Annotated in this window: 2 protein-coding genes; both read right to left on the bottom strand. The window is 37.4% G+C overall.

Annotated elements, in window-relative coordinates:
* Positions 1 to 163 precede the first annotated feature (163 nt).
* On the bottom strand, positions 164 to 6,175 hold the full coding sequence (locus KBW87_RS02440; protein ID WP_255807184.1) for a YSIRK-type signal peptide-containing protein: 6,012 nt from the start codon (positions 6,173 to 6,175) through the stop codon (positions 164 to 166).
* A gap of 166 nt (positions 6,176 to 6,341) precedes the next feature.
* Positions 6,342 to 18,269 (bottom strand): mucin-binding protein, encoded by an 11,928-nt coding sequence (locus KBW87_RS02435; RefSeq protein ID WP_255807183.1) that lies wholly within the window; start codon positions 18,267 to 18,269, stop codon positions 6,342 to 6,344.
* Positions 18,270 to 18,383 lie beyond the last annotated feature (114 nt).

Genomic DNA, 18,383 nt, shown 5'->3' with positions numbered 1-18,383 from the left:
GCCTAGTCCTCTTTTTAAATATTCAAAATATAACAAAAAATAATTGCGAACTTTCTATTTTTTGCTTTTGTTTTTGTTATTTTAAACACAAAAATGCCCCATAATCGTTAGACTAAATCTAATAATTATGAGACATCTCAAACTATATTTTTACCTTATAAAACTAATCTTCTCGCCGTTTCTTCACGCCCATAAGTCCTAACAAACTTAAACTTGTTGCGACTGCTCCAATCATAATGGTAGAATCTGAATCTTTTTCACCTGTTTTTGGTAATTGTTTATTGTCCGAATTGCTACGCTTGTAATTCATTTCATAAGCTGTATTTCCCGAACCAACAATTTCAGTCTTTGGAGAAATAACATTTCTAGAAGGAGCTGTTATTTCTTTATCAATATTTGTGAAATTATTTCCTTTCAAAGAATGAGGTGCACGATTCTTATCATAATAATTATCGTTGCTCTTTTGTTCAGAAGATTGTGAAGCAAAATCAGTTTCATCATTTGAATCTGAAAATTGATGTGATGGAGATTCATTCTCATCATTAAGATCTTCTCTATTATCTTCAGTGGAAGCGGCTTGAGAACTGTTACTACGTGTAGTAGTTTCGTCTGAATTTATAGTAGAAGCTGATTGATTAGAAGTTTGATTTTCATTCGAAGTATTTAACGGTTGATCTTTAGTTGCCGTTTGGTCGGTTAAAGCGTTATTGGAAGAAGTTTGACTATTATTTGATGTGTTTCCAGAAATATCATTACTTGATTCGGAATGGTTTTGAGTTGAATTTGTATTAGTGGCTTTTTCGACATAAACGGTGATGTTAGTTGTACCTTCAGTAATTTCTGATGGAATATTTACATCTGCATTAATTACTTTATAACCTGCAGATTGGAGTTTATTAATCAAACCAGCCTTATCAAAATCAACCTTAGTACCAACCTTTTCCTCACCAGAATTATAAGTATATTGAGTTAAATCTTTCTTACTCTCACTATCATGAACAGTAACTGTCAAAGATCCCTTCTTCTCTTTTACTGGTTTTGGCGTTTCGACCTTTTCGACATAAATGGTGATGTTGGTTGTACCTTCAGTAATTTCTGATGGAATATTTACATCTGCATTAATTACTTTATAACCTGCAGATTGGAGTTTATTAATCAATCCAGCCTTATCAAACTCAACCTTAGTTCCAACCTTTTCCTCACCAGATATGTAAGTGTAATCACTTAAAGCTTGCTTACTATCGCTATCATGAACTGTAACTGTTAGTGATCCTTTCTTTTCTTCGACTGGCTTTGGAGTTTCGGCCTTTTCGACATAAATGGTGATGTTGGTTGTACCTTCAGTAATTTCGCTTGGAATATTTACGTCATCATTGATTACCTTATAATCAGCGGATTGAAGTTTATTAACTAAAGCAGTCTTATCAAACTCAACCTTCGTACCAACTTTTTCTTCACCAGAAGTATAAGTATATTGAGTTAAATCTTGCTTACTATCGCTATCGTGAACAGTAACTGTTAGTGATCCTTTCTTTTCTTCTACTGGTTTTGGAGTTTCGGCCTTTTCTACATAAATGATGACGTTAGTTGTACCTTCCACAATTTCGCTTGGAATACTAATATCATCATTAATTACCTTATAACCTGCAGATTCTAGTTTATTAATCAAGGCGCCCTTATCAAAGTTGATCTTTGTACCAACTTTTTCTTCACCAGAATTATAAGTATATTCAGCTAAATCTTGCTTACTATCACTGTCATGAACAATAACAGTTAAAGATCCCTTCTTTTCTTCTACTGGCTTTGGAGTTTCGGCTTTTTCGACATAAATGATGACGTTAGTTGTACCTTCCACAATTTCGCTTGGAATATTAATATCTGCATTAATTACTTTATAACCTGCAGATTGGAGTTTATTAATCACACCAGCCTTATCAAACTCAACCTTTGTACCAACTTTTTCTTCACCAGAAGCATAAGTATATTGAGTTAAATCTTGCTTACTCTCACTGTCATGAACAATAACAGTCAAAGATCCCTTCTTTTCTTCTGCTGGTTTTGGTTCTTCGGCTTTTTCAACATAAATAGTGATATTAGTTGGGCCTTCCACAATTTCGCTTGGAATACTAATATCATCATTGATTACCTTATAACCTGCAGATTGTAGTTTATTAATCACACCAGCCTTATCAAACTCAACCTTTGTACCAACTTTTTCTTCACCAGAAGCATAAGTATATTGAGTTAAATCTTGCTTACTCTCACTGTCATGAACTGTAACTGTCAAAGATCCCTTCTTTTCTTCGACTGGCTTTGGAGTTTCGGCCTTTTCTACATAAATGGTGATGTTAGTGGTACCTTCAGTAATTTCGCTTGGAATATTAATATCATCATTGATTACCTTATAACCTGCAGATTGGAGTTTACTAATCAAACCAGCCTTATCAAAGTTGATCTTCGTTTCAACTTTTTCTTCACCAGAAGTATAAGTATATTGAGTTAAATCTTGCTTACTATCACTGTCATGAACAATAACAGTCAAAGATCCCTTCTTTTCTTCTGCTGGTTTTGGTTCTTCTGCCTTTTCGACATAAATGGTGATATTAGTTGTACCTTCACTAATTTCTGATGGAATATTTACATCAGAGTTAACTACTTTGTAGCCTGCAGATTGGAGTTTACTAATCAAACCAGCCTTATCAAACTCAATCTTTGTTCCAACCTTTTCCTCACCAGAAGTATAAGTATATTGAGTTAAATCTTTCTTACTCTCACTGTCATGAACAATAACAGTCAAAGATCCCTTCTTTTCTTCTGCTGGTTTTGGTTCTTCGGCTTTTTCGACATAAATAGTGATATTAGTTGGGCCTTCCACAATTTCACTTGGAATATTTACGTCATCATTGATTACCTTATAACCTGCAGATTGGAGTTTACTGATCAAACCAGCCTTATCAAAGTTGATCTTTGTTCCAACCTTTTCCTCACCAGAAGTATAAGTATATTGAGTTAAATCTTTCTTGCTTTCACTATCGTGAACAGTAACTGTCAAAGATCCCTTCTTTTCTTCGACTGGTTTTGGCGTTTCGGCTTTTTCGACATAAATTATGATGTTGGTTGAGCCTTCCACAATTTCAGCCGGAATATTTACGTCAGGGTTAACTACTTTGTAGCCTGTAGCTTGGAGTTTACTGATCAAACCATCTCTATCAAACTCAACCTTAGTTCCAACTTTTTCTTCACCAGAGTTATAAGTAAATTCAGTTAAATCTTGCTTACTATCACTATCATGAACTGTAACTGTTAGTGATCCTTTCTTTTCTTCGACTGGTTTTGGCGTTTCGGCTTTTTCGACATAAACGGTGATGTTGGTTGTACCTTCACTAATTTCTGATGGAATATTTATATCTGCATTAATTACCTTATAACCTGCAGATTGGAGTTTATTAATCAATCCAGCCTTATCAAACTTAACCTTTGTACCAACCTTTTCCTCACCAGAAGCATAAGTATATTCAGTTAAATCTTGCTTACTATCACTATCATGAACTGTAACTGTCAAAGATCCCTTCTTTTCTTCGACTGGTTTTGGCTCTTTGGCCTTTTCGACATAAATGGTGATGTTAGTGGTACCTTCAGTAATTTCTGATGGAATATTTACATCCCCATTAACCACCTTATACCCTGCAGCTTGGAGTTTACTAATCAAGGCAGCTTTATCAAAGTTAACCTTAGTACCAATCTTTTCCTCACCAGATGTGTAAGTGTATTCACTTAAATCCTGATTGTCAGTATTATCATGAACCGTAATTACCACAGAGCCATTTTTAGTTTTATCTGGTTTATCATCAGGCTTCTGCGCGCGAGCATCTTTAACAGCTTTAATAATTTCCTGAGCCGAAGTATAAGCATCCTTAAGCACGCTAGGTCCGTAATGAATAACATCAATAAGTAATTTTGGAGTATTACCTGTTACTACATCCATTACTAAATTACTTACTCCAGGATTAGTTATTGCACGATTTACCGCATTTTTGGCCGCAGTCTTTTCTTCATCGGTAAAAGATGGAATTAAATTCTTAAACTTATCAAACCAACTTGTCGGATGATCAGTATCTGGTTTAGTATGATCTCCCTGTTGTCCCTTGTCACCAATAATTTTGTTAATAATATCTTGCACATTTCCAAAGTTCTTAGCTAAAGTTGGACCAGCTTTGATTAAATCAGGAATAATATTGGCAGTGTTTCCTGAAATTAAATCTTTAGCTAATTGTTGAACTGCTGGATCCTTAACAGTCGATGAAATTCCTTGAACAATTTTGTTCAATTGATCCATATCCACTTTAGGTAAATTAAGTTTTCCTAACTTATCTAGCCAACCAGTGCTATCCGTATTGTCAGTAACTTGTTGAATAATATCCTTTACATTATTCAAATTTCCATTTTTACTTGCATTAATAATATCTGGCAAAATCCCAGCGGTATTACCAGTCATCAAATCTTTGGCTAACTTTTGAATAGCAGGATCTTGTGCAATATTAGTTGCATCTTGTGCAATTTTTTCCAATTTGTCAGGATCAATATTTGGTAATTTTAAGTCTTTTATCTTATCTAAAATTGCACCACTATTCTTATCACCAGTAATTTCTTGAAGAGCATTTTGAAGGTTACCAGCATTCTTTGTAATAACTGGAATAGCTTTAATTCCATCAGAAACTAATTTAGCTGTATTCCCTGTTACTACGTCCCCCATCACATTTTTAATAGCAGGATCTTGCAAAATTGATGACACGCTATTAAAAGCATTAAGTGCTTTTTCTGGATCAATCTTGGTAATATCTTTTAATTTATCCAGACTTGCTCCCGCGTTTTTATTACCTGTAATCTGTTGAGCAATACTTTGAACATCATTTAGGCTATTTTCAATTTGGTTTTTTGCAGAAATAGCTGCCATCCCAATCTTAATTGGATTACCTGAAGACAAACTATTAATTAAGTTTTGAATTTGGGGATTCTTTAAATTATTGGATAAATCTTTTACAGCACCACTAATCTTAGTAGGATCAATATTTGGTAATTTAAAATCCTTTAACTTACTAATTAAATCACTGCTACCATCAGTTTGGGCAGGATCTGTCGGATCCTTTTTAGTTTCATCATTAGTTCCTGTCACTTGCTTGATGATATTTTGCATTTCATCAATGCTATCAGTGAGCTTATCTTTTGCTTTGAGTCCATCAATTAATAAAGAGCCTGTTTTTCCAGTAAGCAAGTCATTTGCGAACTTCTGCACATCAGGATCACTTAGATTTGTTTTAACTTGGTCAATTGCTTGCTTAACTTGTAATGGATTTAACTTCTTTATATTATCTAAAATACTGCCAAAACCATTTTGTTGAACAAAATTTACTCCATATAAATTAGCAGCAATCTTAGCTTCATTTTCAGCTTTTGGGGTTAACTCAAAAGTTGTTTTGCCCGTTTCAGGAATAGTGATGTTGGTATTTTCAGCAATATTTTTATTTTCAGTTCTATCAGACGGATTATCAGCTTTACTAGAGGAAACATTATTTGTCTTTACTCCCTCTAAAGCAATCTTTGATAAATCCGTAGCCTTCTTTAATTGCTTCCCAGCTTGAGCAGCTTGATTAATTTTTGTTGCTTCATCTGATGAATTATCTTCGTGGGTAACTGGAGTTGATTGTTGGGTATTTGTTATTGCATGTTCAACTTGAGTTTGGGCAGCTTTTTCTAAATCGGTAGTATTATCTGGTGATTGCTCTGAAGTAGCCTGCGATTCAGCAGTTGGGGTAGAATCAGCAGATTTTTCACTATTATTCTGGGGAGTACTATTTACTGCATCGTTATTATGCGAATTGGAAGTAGTAGCTTTAGGAATTGAAGGAGTGGTAGAATCAGCATTTTTAACCACAACCACTTTCTCCGTCTCATTTATTCCAGATGAAGTAGAGGTACTGGTTTGTTCACTTGCTTGATCTAAATCGCCATTATCGTTATTTGTATCAGCCTTGGTAACATTGGCATTACTTCCAAGCCAAAGGGTAGTACTTAACAGCACAGAAGCTGCACCAATTGTCAATTTACGAATACCAAAATGGGACTGTTTTTCTGCATCCTTTTCTATTCTCTCTATACGGTTATTCTTCGAAACCATATTTTTCCTCCAAAATATCAATAATTTATGAATGATAAAAACACTACTATTTATTAGCAATTATAGAATAACATTTATTATTTAATTTGTAACTATTTTTTTATAAGTAGTGTATACAAAAAGCAAGATGCTCTTTGCATCTTGCTTCTTTCTTAACTAATTTTCATTAGTCTTCTTTTCTACGGCGCTTCTTCACACCTGCAAGTCCGATTAATCCTAATCCTGCAGACAATCCGCCAAGTACGGCTGCTGCATCGTTAGTCTTCTCACCGGTTTGTGGTAAAGTCTTGCTCTTTTCTCCACTCTTGGTGTAGTGTGGATTGCCGTTTGCATCTACATAGCCAATGATTTCTCCGTTTGGTGCAACAATGTTGCCATTTGCATCTACTGTTTCGCCGTGAGGGCCAATATTGTTGGTCCACCCATTTACGCTGGTTGCGTGTGGTGCAATATTGTTGTTCCAGTAGCCGTTTTGGCTATGTGGAGCAATATTATTGTTGTAGTTTGGCGTTGGTTTTGGTGTAGTTGGTTTTGGCTTATTGTTTTCCTTCTTTGGAGTAGTTGGCTTCTTTGGCTCTTCTGGAGTGCTTGGTTCTTCCGGAGTCTTTGGTGTTTCAGGTTTCTTTGGTGTTTCCTTCTTAGTGTAAATTACTTGTGTATCCTTAGTTGGATCTACTGGAGTTACACTATTTTCACTTGGAGTGTAGCCTGGAACATTTGGAACTGGTTCATCCGGAACTACCTTAGTTGGATCAGTTGGATCATTCTTATATTGTGGTTGATCTGCACCTGGAATTGGATCTCCAGATGGATCTACTGGAACGATCTTACCGATCTTATGGTAAACAACTGTTACGTTTGCGTCAGGGTTCTCTGGAGTTACTGTCTTACCACCGGCAGTCTTAACTTCTGCAACATAGCCATCAATTACTGGAACGTTGACCGTGCCAAATGTATAACTAGATTCACCATTGGTGAACTTGTGAGTTTGAACATCTGGATCACGAAGTGGTGTATTGCCATTATCACCATCAACGAAGATAATTGTTTGCTTACCAGTTACAGTAACCGGAGTTGGCTCAGGAGTTGGAGTTGGGGTTACATTTTGGTTGTAAACTACTGGAGTGTCCTTTGCAGGATCAACTGGAGTAATAGTATTTTGACTTGGAGTGTAACCTGGAACATTTGGAACTGGTTCATTTGGAGTTACCTTAGTTGGATCAGTTGGATCATTCTTATATTGTGGTTGATCTGCACCTGGAATTGGATTTCCAGATGGATCTACTGGAACGATCTTGCCGATCTTATGGTAAACAACTGAATCTTCAATGTTCTTTTCAACTGCCTTTTCACCTGGAAGCGTCTTACCAACAGTATTACCATTCTTAGACTTGGTGTCGGCAACATAACCATCAATTACTGGAACCGTAGTTGACTTATAAGTGTCAATGTTAGGCTTCCAAGATTCATCTGGGTTAGTAATTTCACCAGTTACCTTATCAATGATTAAAGTACGAGTCCAAGTTGAAGTTTGAGTTTTATCAGGCTTCAATTGCTTGCCTTGATCATCTACAAAGTGAACCGTTGAAGTGTAGTCCTTAGAGTAGTTATCCTTTGCAGGCCATTTTGGACCATTTGGATCGTTAGGGTTAATTGGAGTATCTGGCTCGTGTGGGTTGTTTGGACCTACAGGAGCTGTAGCATGTTCAAGAGTTACAGTAAACTTGTTACCGTCCTTAGTAAAGGTTTCTTGACCATCCTTAAAGGTATTTTCAACTAACTTGTAACCCTTGTTTTCATAGTCAGCGATTGTACCAGCAGTAGTGTAGGTAATCTTGTCACCGACATTACCCTTCAAATCATCAATCTTCAAGGTCTGACCAGTAGTCTTATCAATGTAGGTTACAGAACCTGTTGCAACAACAGCATCAGTATTCTTAGTGTAAGGAACATTGACATTGTCACCTGGGTTATTTCCTGGATCTACTGGATCACCTGGCTTACCAGATTCAGGTTGGTAACCTGGAACTGATGGCTTAGTACCTGGGATAGTCTTTGAAGGATCTGATGGATCAGTTGGGAATTGTGGTTGTGGTGCATCTGGAATTGGGTTGCCATTTGGATCAACTGGAATAATGTGACCATTTTTACCATAAACTACATTTACTGAGTAATCCTTGTCATTGTGGTTAAGAGTTACAGAAGTAATACTCTTCAAACCATTGCCATCCTTTGAGATGTTAACTACATGATATCCATCAATAAATGGAACATCCATACCGTTAACTTGTTGATCTGGTGACCAAGTCAAGGTCTTAGTCCACTTACCCATTACTTTATCAAGTTCACCAGTTGCAGTGAAGGTGATAGTTTGGTTGATTGGTGTACGTAATGCGTTGCTGTTACTATCCACAAAGTTAATAGTCCGAGTTACTTGGTGACTTAAGTTCTTAGCATCAGTATCATCTGGCCACTTAGGTCCATTTGGATCATTAGGATTAATTGGTTCTCCTGGCTTACCTGGGTTAGTTGGGTTTACTGGAACTAAGTCATGTTCTACGTAAATAGTTACGTTAGTAGTACCCTTGGCAATCTCACCTGGAATAGTTACATCTGGGTTGATTACCTTGTAACCCTTGTTAGTAAGTTCAGTGATTACTTTATCCTTGTCGTAGCTTATCTTTGTACCAACATCTTCTGAACCAGAGTTGTAACCATAATCAGTAAGGTTTTGACCAGTAGTGTTGTCATGTACAAAGACATTTACTTCACCCTTGTCGTTAACAACTGGATTGTATGGTACTGGAGTATCCTTGCCTGGATCAGTTGGCGTTACTGTTGGTGTTGATGGAGTCATTCCTGGAACAGTTGGTACTGGTTCATCTGGAGTGACCTTAGTTGGATCACTTGGATCTGTTGGGTATTGTGGTGTTGGTACGTTTGGAATTGGCTTACCACTTGGATCAACTGGAATGATCTTGCCGTTTTGGCTGTAGTTTACGGTTACAGTCTTGTTCAAGTCCTCTGGGGTAATGGTTGTTCCACCTGCAGTACGCTTATCTGCATGGTAGTCGTCAACTACTGGTGTATCAACATTGCCGAAGGTGTGACTAGTCACATTCCATGAACCATCAGTGGTTACCTTACCAGTTACGTTATCAACTACCATGGTCTTAGTGAAGGTGAAGCTTTGGACATCATCCTTAGGAGTCTTATCACCTGCACCAGTGTAGTGAATAGTTTGCGTACCAGTTCTCTTAACGCTATTTTCATCAGTGTCTTGTGGGAACTTAGGTCCATCTGGATCGTTAGGATTAATTGGTTCTCCTGGCTTACCTGGTTTGTCTGGAGTAATGGTAGTTGTACCATGCTTCAAAACAACTGTATAAGTTTGAGTAGTATTGTCATCGTTATCGTAAACTGCACCTGCTGGGAAGCCATCGTTTACAAGAACATAACCCTTGTTTTCAAGATCTTGAATAGTTGCCTTAGTTGAGTAGTCAATCTTTGCACCAGCATCCCCACTTAAATCGCCTGACGTAGTAATTACTTTGTTGTTTTCATCAGCGTCAATGTAATTTACAAGAGCCTTTTGAGGAGTGTTGTAAACAACAGGCGTATCCTTACCTGGATCAGTTGGAGTAACTGTTGGAGTAGTTGGGGTCTTACCTGGAACAGTTGGAACTGGTTCGTTTGGAGTTACCTTAGTTGGATCACTTGGATTAGTTGGGTAAGTTGGAGTTGGCATATTTGGAATTGGTTTGCCAGATGGATCAACTGGAATGATCTTACCGTTTTGTGCGTAAGTTACGTAAACATCGTAATTGTTAGTATCTTGACTTGGAGTTGCAAGATCTACATTTACATTGTCCTTACTATCACGATCAACACTTACTAAGTGGTAACCTTCAACAACTGGTGATTTAACACCAGCGAAGTCCTTGTCACCCTTTACGCTCCACGTTAATGGAGTCTTCCATTGACCAGTTACATTGTCCAGAACACCTTCACCATCAAATTCAACAGTTTGTGAAATTGTTGGATGATCCTTCAATTCTTGTTTGTTGTTATCAACATAGTGAATTGTACGAGTTACCTTCTTGGTTACTTGATCCGAACCATTTGGATACTTAGGACCATCTGGATCGTTAGGGTTGATTGGTTCTCCTGGCTTACCTGGATGGTTTGGTTTTACTGGAGTTGTACCATGTCTCAAGACAATGTTATAAACAGGAACCTTAGAATCAAAGTTTGGAATGTTGTTATCTGGATCATAGCCGTTAGTTACAACTACATAACCTTGATCTTCCAAAGTCTTAACATCCTTGGCTGAACTGTAACCAATCTTGGTACCTTCCTTACCAGTCAAGTTAGGTGAGGTAAAGATTAGTTTGTTACCTTCATCTTGATCGAGATAATGAACAACAGTAGTTACATCCTTTTCATCTGGAACATACACAACTGGAGTATCTTTGCCCGGATCTGTTGGAGTGATTGGGTTTGGATTTTGTGGGTGATAACCAGGAATAGTTGGTATTGGTTCGTTTGGAGTTACACCCTTAGGATTTTCTGGATCAGTTGGGTATTGTGGTGTTGGTGCATCTGGAATTGGCTTATTATTTGGATCAACTGGAACAATCTTACCGTTTGCGGCGTAAGTTACAGTTACAGTTTCTTGACCGTTTTGGTGACTAATTGTCTTAGCATCAACGTTAATACCATCAATACTATCCTTATCAACACTTACAATATGGTAACCGTTAATAATTGGCGTAGCCTTAGCGGATAAAGTTTGATCTGCTGACCAAGTAAGTGGTGTAGTCCATTTACCTGTTACTTTATCAAGCGTACCTTGAGCAGTAAAGTTAACAGTTTGAACAACATCCTGAGGAGTCTTATCACCAGCACCTATATAGTGAATAGTTCTAGTATAAGTTTGAGTCAAACTCTTATCATCAGTACCGTTTGGCCATTTAGGACCATCTGGATCGTTAGGATTAATTGGCTCGCCTGGCTTACCTGGTTTGTCTGGAGTTACTGGAACAGTACCGTGCTTCAAAACAACTGTGTAAGTTTGGATGGTACTATCGTCGTTGTCATAAACTGCACCTGCTGGGAAGCCGTCATTTACAAGAACATAACCTTTGTTTTCAAGATCCTTAATAGTTGAAGCAGTGCTGTAGTCAATCTTAGTACCAGCTTTACCAGTCAAATTACCGGAATCAGTAATCTTCTTGTTATTTTCATCAGCATCAACATAGTTAACAATCGCTACTTGATCCTTGGCTGGGGTGTCCGGTGTATATGGGACTGGAGTGTCCTTGCCTGGATCGGTTGGCGTTACACTTGGAACTTTTGGAGTATAACCAGGAATAGTTGGAACGGGTTCATTTGGTGTTACCTTAGTTGGATCATTTGGATCTGTTGGATATTGTGGTGTTGGTACGTTTGGAATTGGCTTACCACTTGGATCAACTGGAATGATCTTGCCGTTTGGTGCGTAGTTTACAACCTTAGTGATATCCTCTTGAGTTACAGCAGTTGCTGGAACACTTGCTTGATCCGCATGGTAACCATTAATTATTGGAGTATTGACTTGATCGTAAACGGTCTTTTCACCTTTAGGAATTGACCAATCTGTAGTGTATTGACCATTTTCAACAATCTTATTAGTTACAGTATCCACAGTTACTGTTCTCGTCCACTTAGAATTTTGAACATTATCACCCGGTGTGTTGTCACCTGCACCAGTGTAGTGAACAGTTTCCTTAACATCCTTTTCAATTTGATTTGGATCTACTCCATGCTTATCTGGAGTATTTGGATTTATTGGAATTTGACCATGGTGGAAGGTAACCTTAAAGATTTGAGTATTATCCTTAACATTATCAAAGATTGGATTACCACTAAAACCATCATTTGCAAGAACATAGCCTTGCTTTTCGTAGTTTGCAATATCAGTTGCCGTTGAGTAATCAATCTTGTCTCCTGCTTTACCAGTCAAAACATTTGATTGAGACATTACTTCGTTATTGTTATCAAGGTCAATGTATTGAACTTGAGCCTTTTGTTCATCAGCTTGACGGTAAATTACTGGAGTATCCTCAGTTGGTTTATCTGGAGTTACTGTTGGTTTATCTGGAGTATAGCCTGGAACAGTTGGAGTTGGCTCATCAGGTGTTACCTTAGTTGGATCATTTGGATCGTTGGTGTAAGTTGGGGTTGGAGCGTTTGGAATTGGATTACCAGTTGGATCTACTGGGATTATCTTACCCACCTTGTGGTAAATGACAGTAACTTCAACATTTGGATTCTCTGGAGTAGCAGTCTTACCTTGGTAAGTCTTTTCTTCAGCAACATAGCCATCAATTACCGGAACATCTCCATCAGCATACGTATGAGAATCTTGATTCCACTTACCATCTTGACCTTGCTTAGTAAAGGTAAAGCTAGTAGTAGTATCTCGATAAATGGATTGCTTAGTATCACCATCAATGTAATGAACTACTTGAGTACTTGGGACATCTACTTCACCTGGAGTGTCTTTAGCATAAGTAATTACAACATGAATATCATTTGAGTTGCGGTTTACAGTTTCAGCTCCTACACTACCGTCTTCGTTAGCGTTTGAAGTTGAAATTACGTGGTAACCATCAACCTTCTTTGCATCTACAGACTTCAAAGTGCCGTTTTCTGGATTCCATTCCATCTGACCAGTACCGGTAATATTACCGTCTTTATCAATAGTTACATATTGACCAGTAACCTTATCAAGTACAGCGTTACCAGTGAAGGTTATACTTTGTGGATCTTCCTTAATATCTGGGTGACTAGAATCATCGGTAAACTTGTAAGTGAAATCACGTGTTACTGTCTTAGTTAAGCTCTTAACATCAGTACCATCTGGATACTTAGGACCATTTGGATCATTAGGATTAATTGGTTCACCTGGCTTCCCTGGAGTAGTTGGAGTTATTGGCGTTGTACCATGCTTCAAGTGAACTTCAAAGTTGTTACCAGTTTGCTTAAAGGTTTCATCATTATCCTTAAAGTTATTTGAAACTAAGAGATACCCCTTGTTTTCGTAATCAGTAATCTTATCTTGAGTAGTGTACTCAATCTTGTTTCCAGGAAGGCCGCTAAAACTATCTTCCTTTAAAGTTACCCCATTATCACTATCATCAATATACTTAATGTGACCAGTAACTTCTGCCGCATTCTTCTTGTAGATAACAGTGTGTTCTGTAGTTGGATGATCCTTAGTTACTGTATCACCCTTAACACTCGCTTGATCTGGAGTGTAGCCAGGAATTTCTGGGGTAGTAATATCTTTAAAAGTAATATAACCTGGAGTCCAGCCATGATCTTCAATTTGTTTACCAGTTACCTTGTCAAATACAAGTTCATGATCAAAGTGACCTGTTTGAATATTATCATTACCTGCAGGTTTACCATTTTCAAATACATAATGAATAGTTTCACTAGCTGGCGTTCTCAATGAATAAGCATCAGTACCGGTTGGCCATACTGGACCGGTTGGATCAGTTGGGTTAATTAAAATACCCGGATTTCCTGGATGATCTGGGTTAATGGTTTGAGTAGTGTGCTTTAAGTGAACTTCATAAGTTCCACCCTTTTCAGGCATCTTGTTACCTAAGTTAGCTTGAGTATAAGCATCATTTACTAATTGATAACCCTTATTTACTAATTCAGCAATTGAACCCTTAGTATCGTAATTAAGTGCATCGCCTGGTTCAGCGTTGATTGTAACGTTGTATGAACTCAAGTCTTGAGGATCATTTGGACCATCATCAATGTATTTAACCCTTAAGGTTTGATCGTCCTCGTTCTTTACATAAACTACAGGTACATCATTACCTGGATTAGTAGCATCTGGATTTACAGGATCACCTGGCTTACCAGTTTCAGGGTGATAACCTGGAACAGTTGGCTTAGTACCCGGGTTAGCCTTAGTTGGGTCACTTGGATTGTTAGGGAATTGTGGATGATCTTGACTAGGAATTTGATTACCATCTTTATCAACTGGAATAATATGACCGATTGGCTTATAAGTAACTACCTTATAAATGTTATCTTGGGTAACCGCAGTTTGTGGGACGTTAGCTTGATCTGCGTAATAACCGTTTACTACAGGAGTATTTACTTGATCGTAGTTCTTCTTTTGACCATCAGGAATTGCCCATGGAGTATCGAGATCACCATTTGGAATAATTTGATTAGTTACGGCATCGACGGTAACTGTGCGCGTCCATTGAGAAGTTTGAGTATTATCGCTTGGAGTTTGAGCACCAGCACCTTCATAGTGAACAATTTCTTGTACGTTCTTAATTACTTGATCTGGATTTATACCATGCTTATCAGGAGTGGTTGGATTTACAGGAACATGTTTGTGCTTAAGAACAACAGTATAAGTCTTACCGTTATTATCTTGAGTAAAGTTAGTGCTCCCCGGCTTATAACCATCACTCACTAATTCATAGCCTTGACCTTCAAGGGTAGTAATTTCTGGTGTAGTTGAGTAAGCTTGGCCACTTGCATTGTTAATTGGATCGTCAATCTTACCATACAAATTATCAGTGTGAAGAACAGCATTGTGACTGTCTTGGTCAACATAGTTTACGGTAATTTGAGCATTTTGCTTTTCTGGAGTTTGACTTTCCAAGATTACCTTATAGGTAGGACCATTAGTTGGACCAACAGTAGTTTGACCAGCTTCAGCAGCCTTTTGAATATCAGCTTTAGTTAAGCCGGTAATGTCATAAACATTAGTCTTATTGTTAACTGCATCTTGCCAACCATCGTTAACTACAACAATATCCTTTGCATCTGGATGAGCAGTTTTGGCTTGAGTTTTAGCATCATTCAAATCCGGAGTTTCATTATAAGTAATGGTGTTAGCAGTTGGGTTACCTTGAGCATCAAAGATTACATTGCCATCGCTATCAGTTACAACTGGTGAAGCAGCGTCTGGTTTCTTTGAAGAAATTTGAGTTTGGCTACCATTAGTATCTTGATAAATGTAATTTACAGTGGCTTGTTGCTTACCGATGTAAATAATTTCATCTTGACGCTTAGAAAGAACTTCTGTCTTAGTAGAATGACCATTATCACCTTTAGTAGTATCAAGAGTCTTGCTACCATCGGCAGGGTTCACATTGTAGTAAGTAGTGGTCGTAGTTCTCTTTAAACCATCAACACCCTTTTGAACAAGTTGAACTGCACCGGGAGCTAAGCTATCAACGTACTTAATTTGAACTTGATATGGATCCTTTTCTTGCTTAGTATCATCTTCCTGAGTTGGAATAATAGTAGCAACTAAAACCAAACGTTGTGAGTTCAACGGGTCAAATCCAGTCGTGTTCCCATTATCACCGTCACCGGTATTGTAGTTACTAATTGGAGTACCAGTCTTATGGTCAACGGGATTATAACCAGAACCTGATCTAATATCACTACCGCTAACTACGTGTCCTGGCCATTCAGCAGTATTACCAGTTTGACTATATTTAGTAGCTAAGTGTTCAATATCAGTCCAATATTTATCTGAACTATTTACGAAGTTTTGAATAGATTGTTTAGTTGCATCTGGAGTTGAATCATCAAAAGTATAATTATTGTCGTTTAAGTTCTTGTTGTTCCACTTAAATACAAAATATTTTTGGTTAGTTGCATCAATCAAACCTGGTCCCATTGAGTAGTAAAGGTTACCTGCACCACCGTGTCCAATAACTTGAGAATTCTTTTCCCAGTTAACATACTTAGCACCATCAATTTGGAAGACAGTAGAAGTATTGGCACCAGAAGTTAATGAATATGCAAAGATTTCACCATAGTAATCATCATAGTCACTTTGACCATCGAAAGTTGCGTTAGGCCCTACATACACTTCTGGATGGGTGTTAGAAGCTTGAGAAATAATGTTAAAGTTATCAGCATAAGGACGTTTTTCATTATTAGCTGAATTAATAACTTTATAACGGAAAGTAGCATCGTGTTCTACACGGAATTGTGCGCTTTGTCCCATACCAATGTAGTTACCACCACCGTAGTAACCTGAAGCATTCTTACCATCGGAGGTCATTAACAATTGTGAATGAGGTGATACTTCTACTCTACTATTAGCATCAAGAAGTAAACCTTCACCATTACCTTGGTTATCAATGTGAATAATACTGTGATCACCAGTTACAAAAGTGGCGGTATCACCCAAAACAAGACCACCACGACCAGTGATGTTCATCTTCGTACTATCGCCTAATACTACTTGAGTACGATGACTAGCAGCTCTGCTAGAATTGTCCCCAGTACGCCCATTTTCCCAGCCTTCAAGACTAGTATTATTGGCAACGTTACTATCACCACCAAATGGTTCATCAATTACAATTGCACGACCGTGACCTGCATGAATATTAACTTCAGCACTATCACCAGTGGTAATAGTACCATTGTCTAAAATTCTAATACCGGCATTAGCATTTTCAATGTTAGAACTTTGTTCATTAGCACGAGAAGCATATTGTGCATTCTTCAAATTGATATTTAAGTGTGAGTTAATACCTGCATTTACAATACCGTGATCCGGTTCGTTAATACCATCACCATCAATATCACGATTAATATTTAAAGTTGCACCTTGTTCAACATTAACTTTAGAAGCTTGAATATTAGCAGCCTTCCAGTTATCTGTAGAAGCACCATGCATGTTATTACTTAAACCAGTTTGTTGCTTTAATTGATCATTAGTTAAAGTTTTAGAATTAAAGACATTAACAGTTGAGTTAACAGTACCGTCAATGTTAAGAGTACCATTACCCATAATAGTACCAACAACATTAATATCTTTAAGAGTTAAATTACTATTGTTAATAATAGCATTGCTACCTAAAGTAATAGTTGCATCTTTAGAAGTACCATTAATAGTAACTTCACGATTTACATTAATATCACTAGCAGTTAAACCGCCCCATAGTTGGCCCCAGAATGATGAAGAACCAGAAGTAGCACTAATTTGACCATCAACATTAATTTGCTTAACAGATAAATCGTTTAAAGCGTCTTGTAATTCTGAAAGACTCTTAACAGTCTTTGTGCTTCCTTCATCAGCTTGGGTAGTTGCTGCAGTTGGAACAGCAGCCAAAACATTATTGAATCCAAGTGCATTAAGTTTAGCAAGTTGAGCCGTAGTTAGTTGCTTAGTTGGATCAATTGTCTTTGATTGTTCGAGTAACTTAGTAGCATTGGCATTATTAACTAAAGCTGTATTCCCACGAACAATATTTGCTTGGAGTTCTTCTGCAGTTAAACCTGAAGATAAATCTCCTAACTTCAAGTCTTGAGTTTTATCAGTTTGATTGTTCTTAACTGTAGTTTGAGCACTATTGGCATTAGTATTAGAAGCAATTTGATCCTTAGCAATCAAATTAACCCCACTATTAGTTAATTGACCTGCAGATTCACTCTTACCTTCTTTTGCTGCCTTATTTAAGTCTTGGCTAACTGTATTAGTAGCTGTTTGTTTACCACTTTGAGCAGCATTATTAATACTTTCCGTAACTTTATTTGCGGTAGATTGTTGTGCACTTTGCTCTGTTTGCTTTGTTTGTGTGTTCTTAGTACCATTTTCAACTTGAATGTGGGTACCTTTTTTAAGAGTTTCATTTATGTTTTTATCAGCTGAAACTACATTAGCATCTTTTGAAGCATCTTTATTTTGTGATGCGTTAGCTGATGATTGAATAGTTTGTTCTTGTGAAGTTTTTGGAACTTCATTTATTGTATTTGCATCCTTGGCAGTTTCAGCGATTTTAGCTGAATCATTATTTGCAACGACAACCGCTTTCTTAGCGCTTGCAGCACCAGATTGAATCGAATTTGCCGTTTCCTGATTAGCATTATCTATATCACCGTTATCTGCATTTGTGTTAGCCTTTGCGACATTAGCATTATTTCCAAGCCACAAAGTCGTACCTAAGAGCACGGAAGCCGCACCAATTGTCAATTTACGAATACCAAAATGTGATTGACGTTCGGCAGCTTGTTCCATTCTCTCAATACGGTTGTTTTTTGAAACCATATTCAGCCTCCAAAGTTTTTTACTAAATAATTAGAGAATTAACTTTTCTTGTCATCCTCACTTACTCGACATCATTAGAATAACACTTATTATTTTATTTGTAATTTCCTTTTT

The sequence above is a fragment of the Lactobacillus intestinalis genome (genome assembly GCF_024397795.1).
Taxonomy (GTDB): Bacteria; Bacillota; Bacilli; order Lactobacillales; family Lactobacillaceae; genus Lactobacillus; species Lactobacillus intestinalis.
Note: the sequence above shows the minus strand (reverse complement) of the source record. Positions and strands in the feature narration are given on the sequence as shown.

What these genes read in the sequence shown, in the direction of transcription:
- KBW87_RS02440 (WP_255807184.1), bottom strand. Translation starts at nt 6,175, where the DNA reads ATGGTTTCGAAGAATAACCGTATAGAGAGAATAGAAAAGGATGCAGAA.
- KBW87_RS02435 (WP_255807183.1), bottom strand. Translation starts at nt 18,269, where the DNA reads ATGGTTTCAAAAAACAACCGTATTGAGAGAATGGAACAAGCTGCCGAA.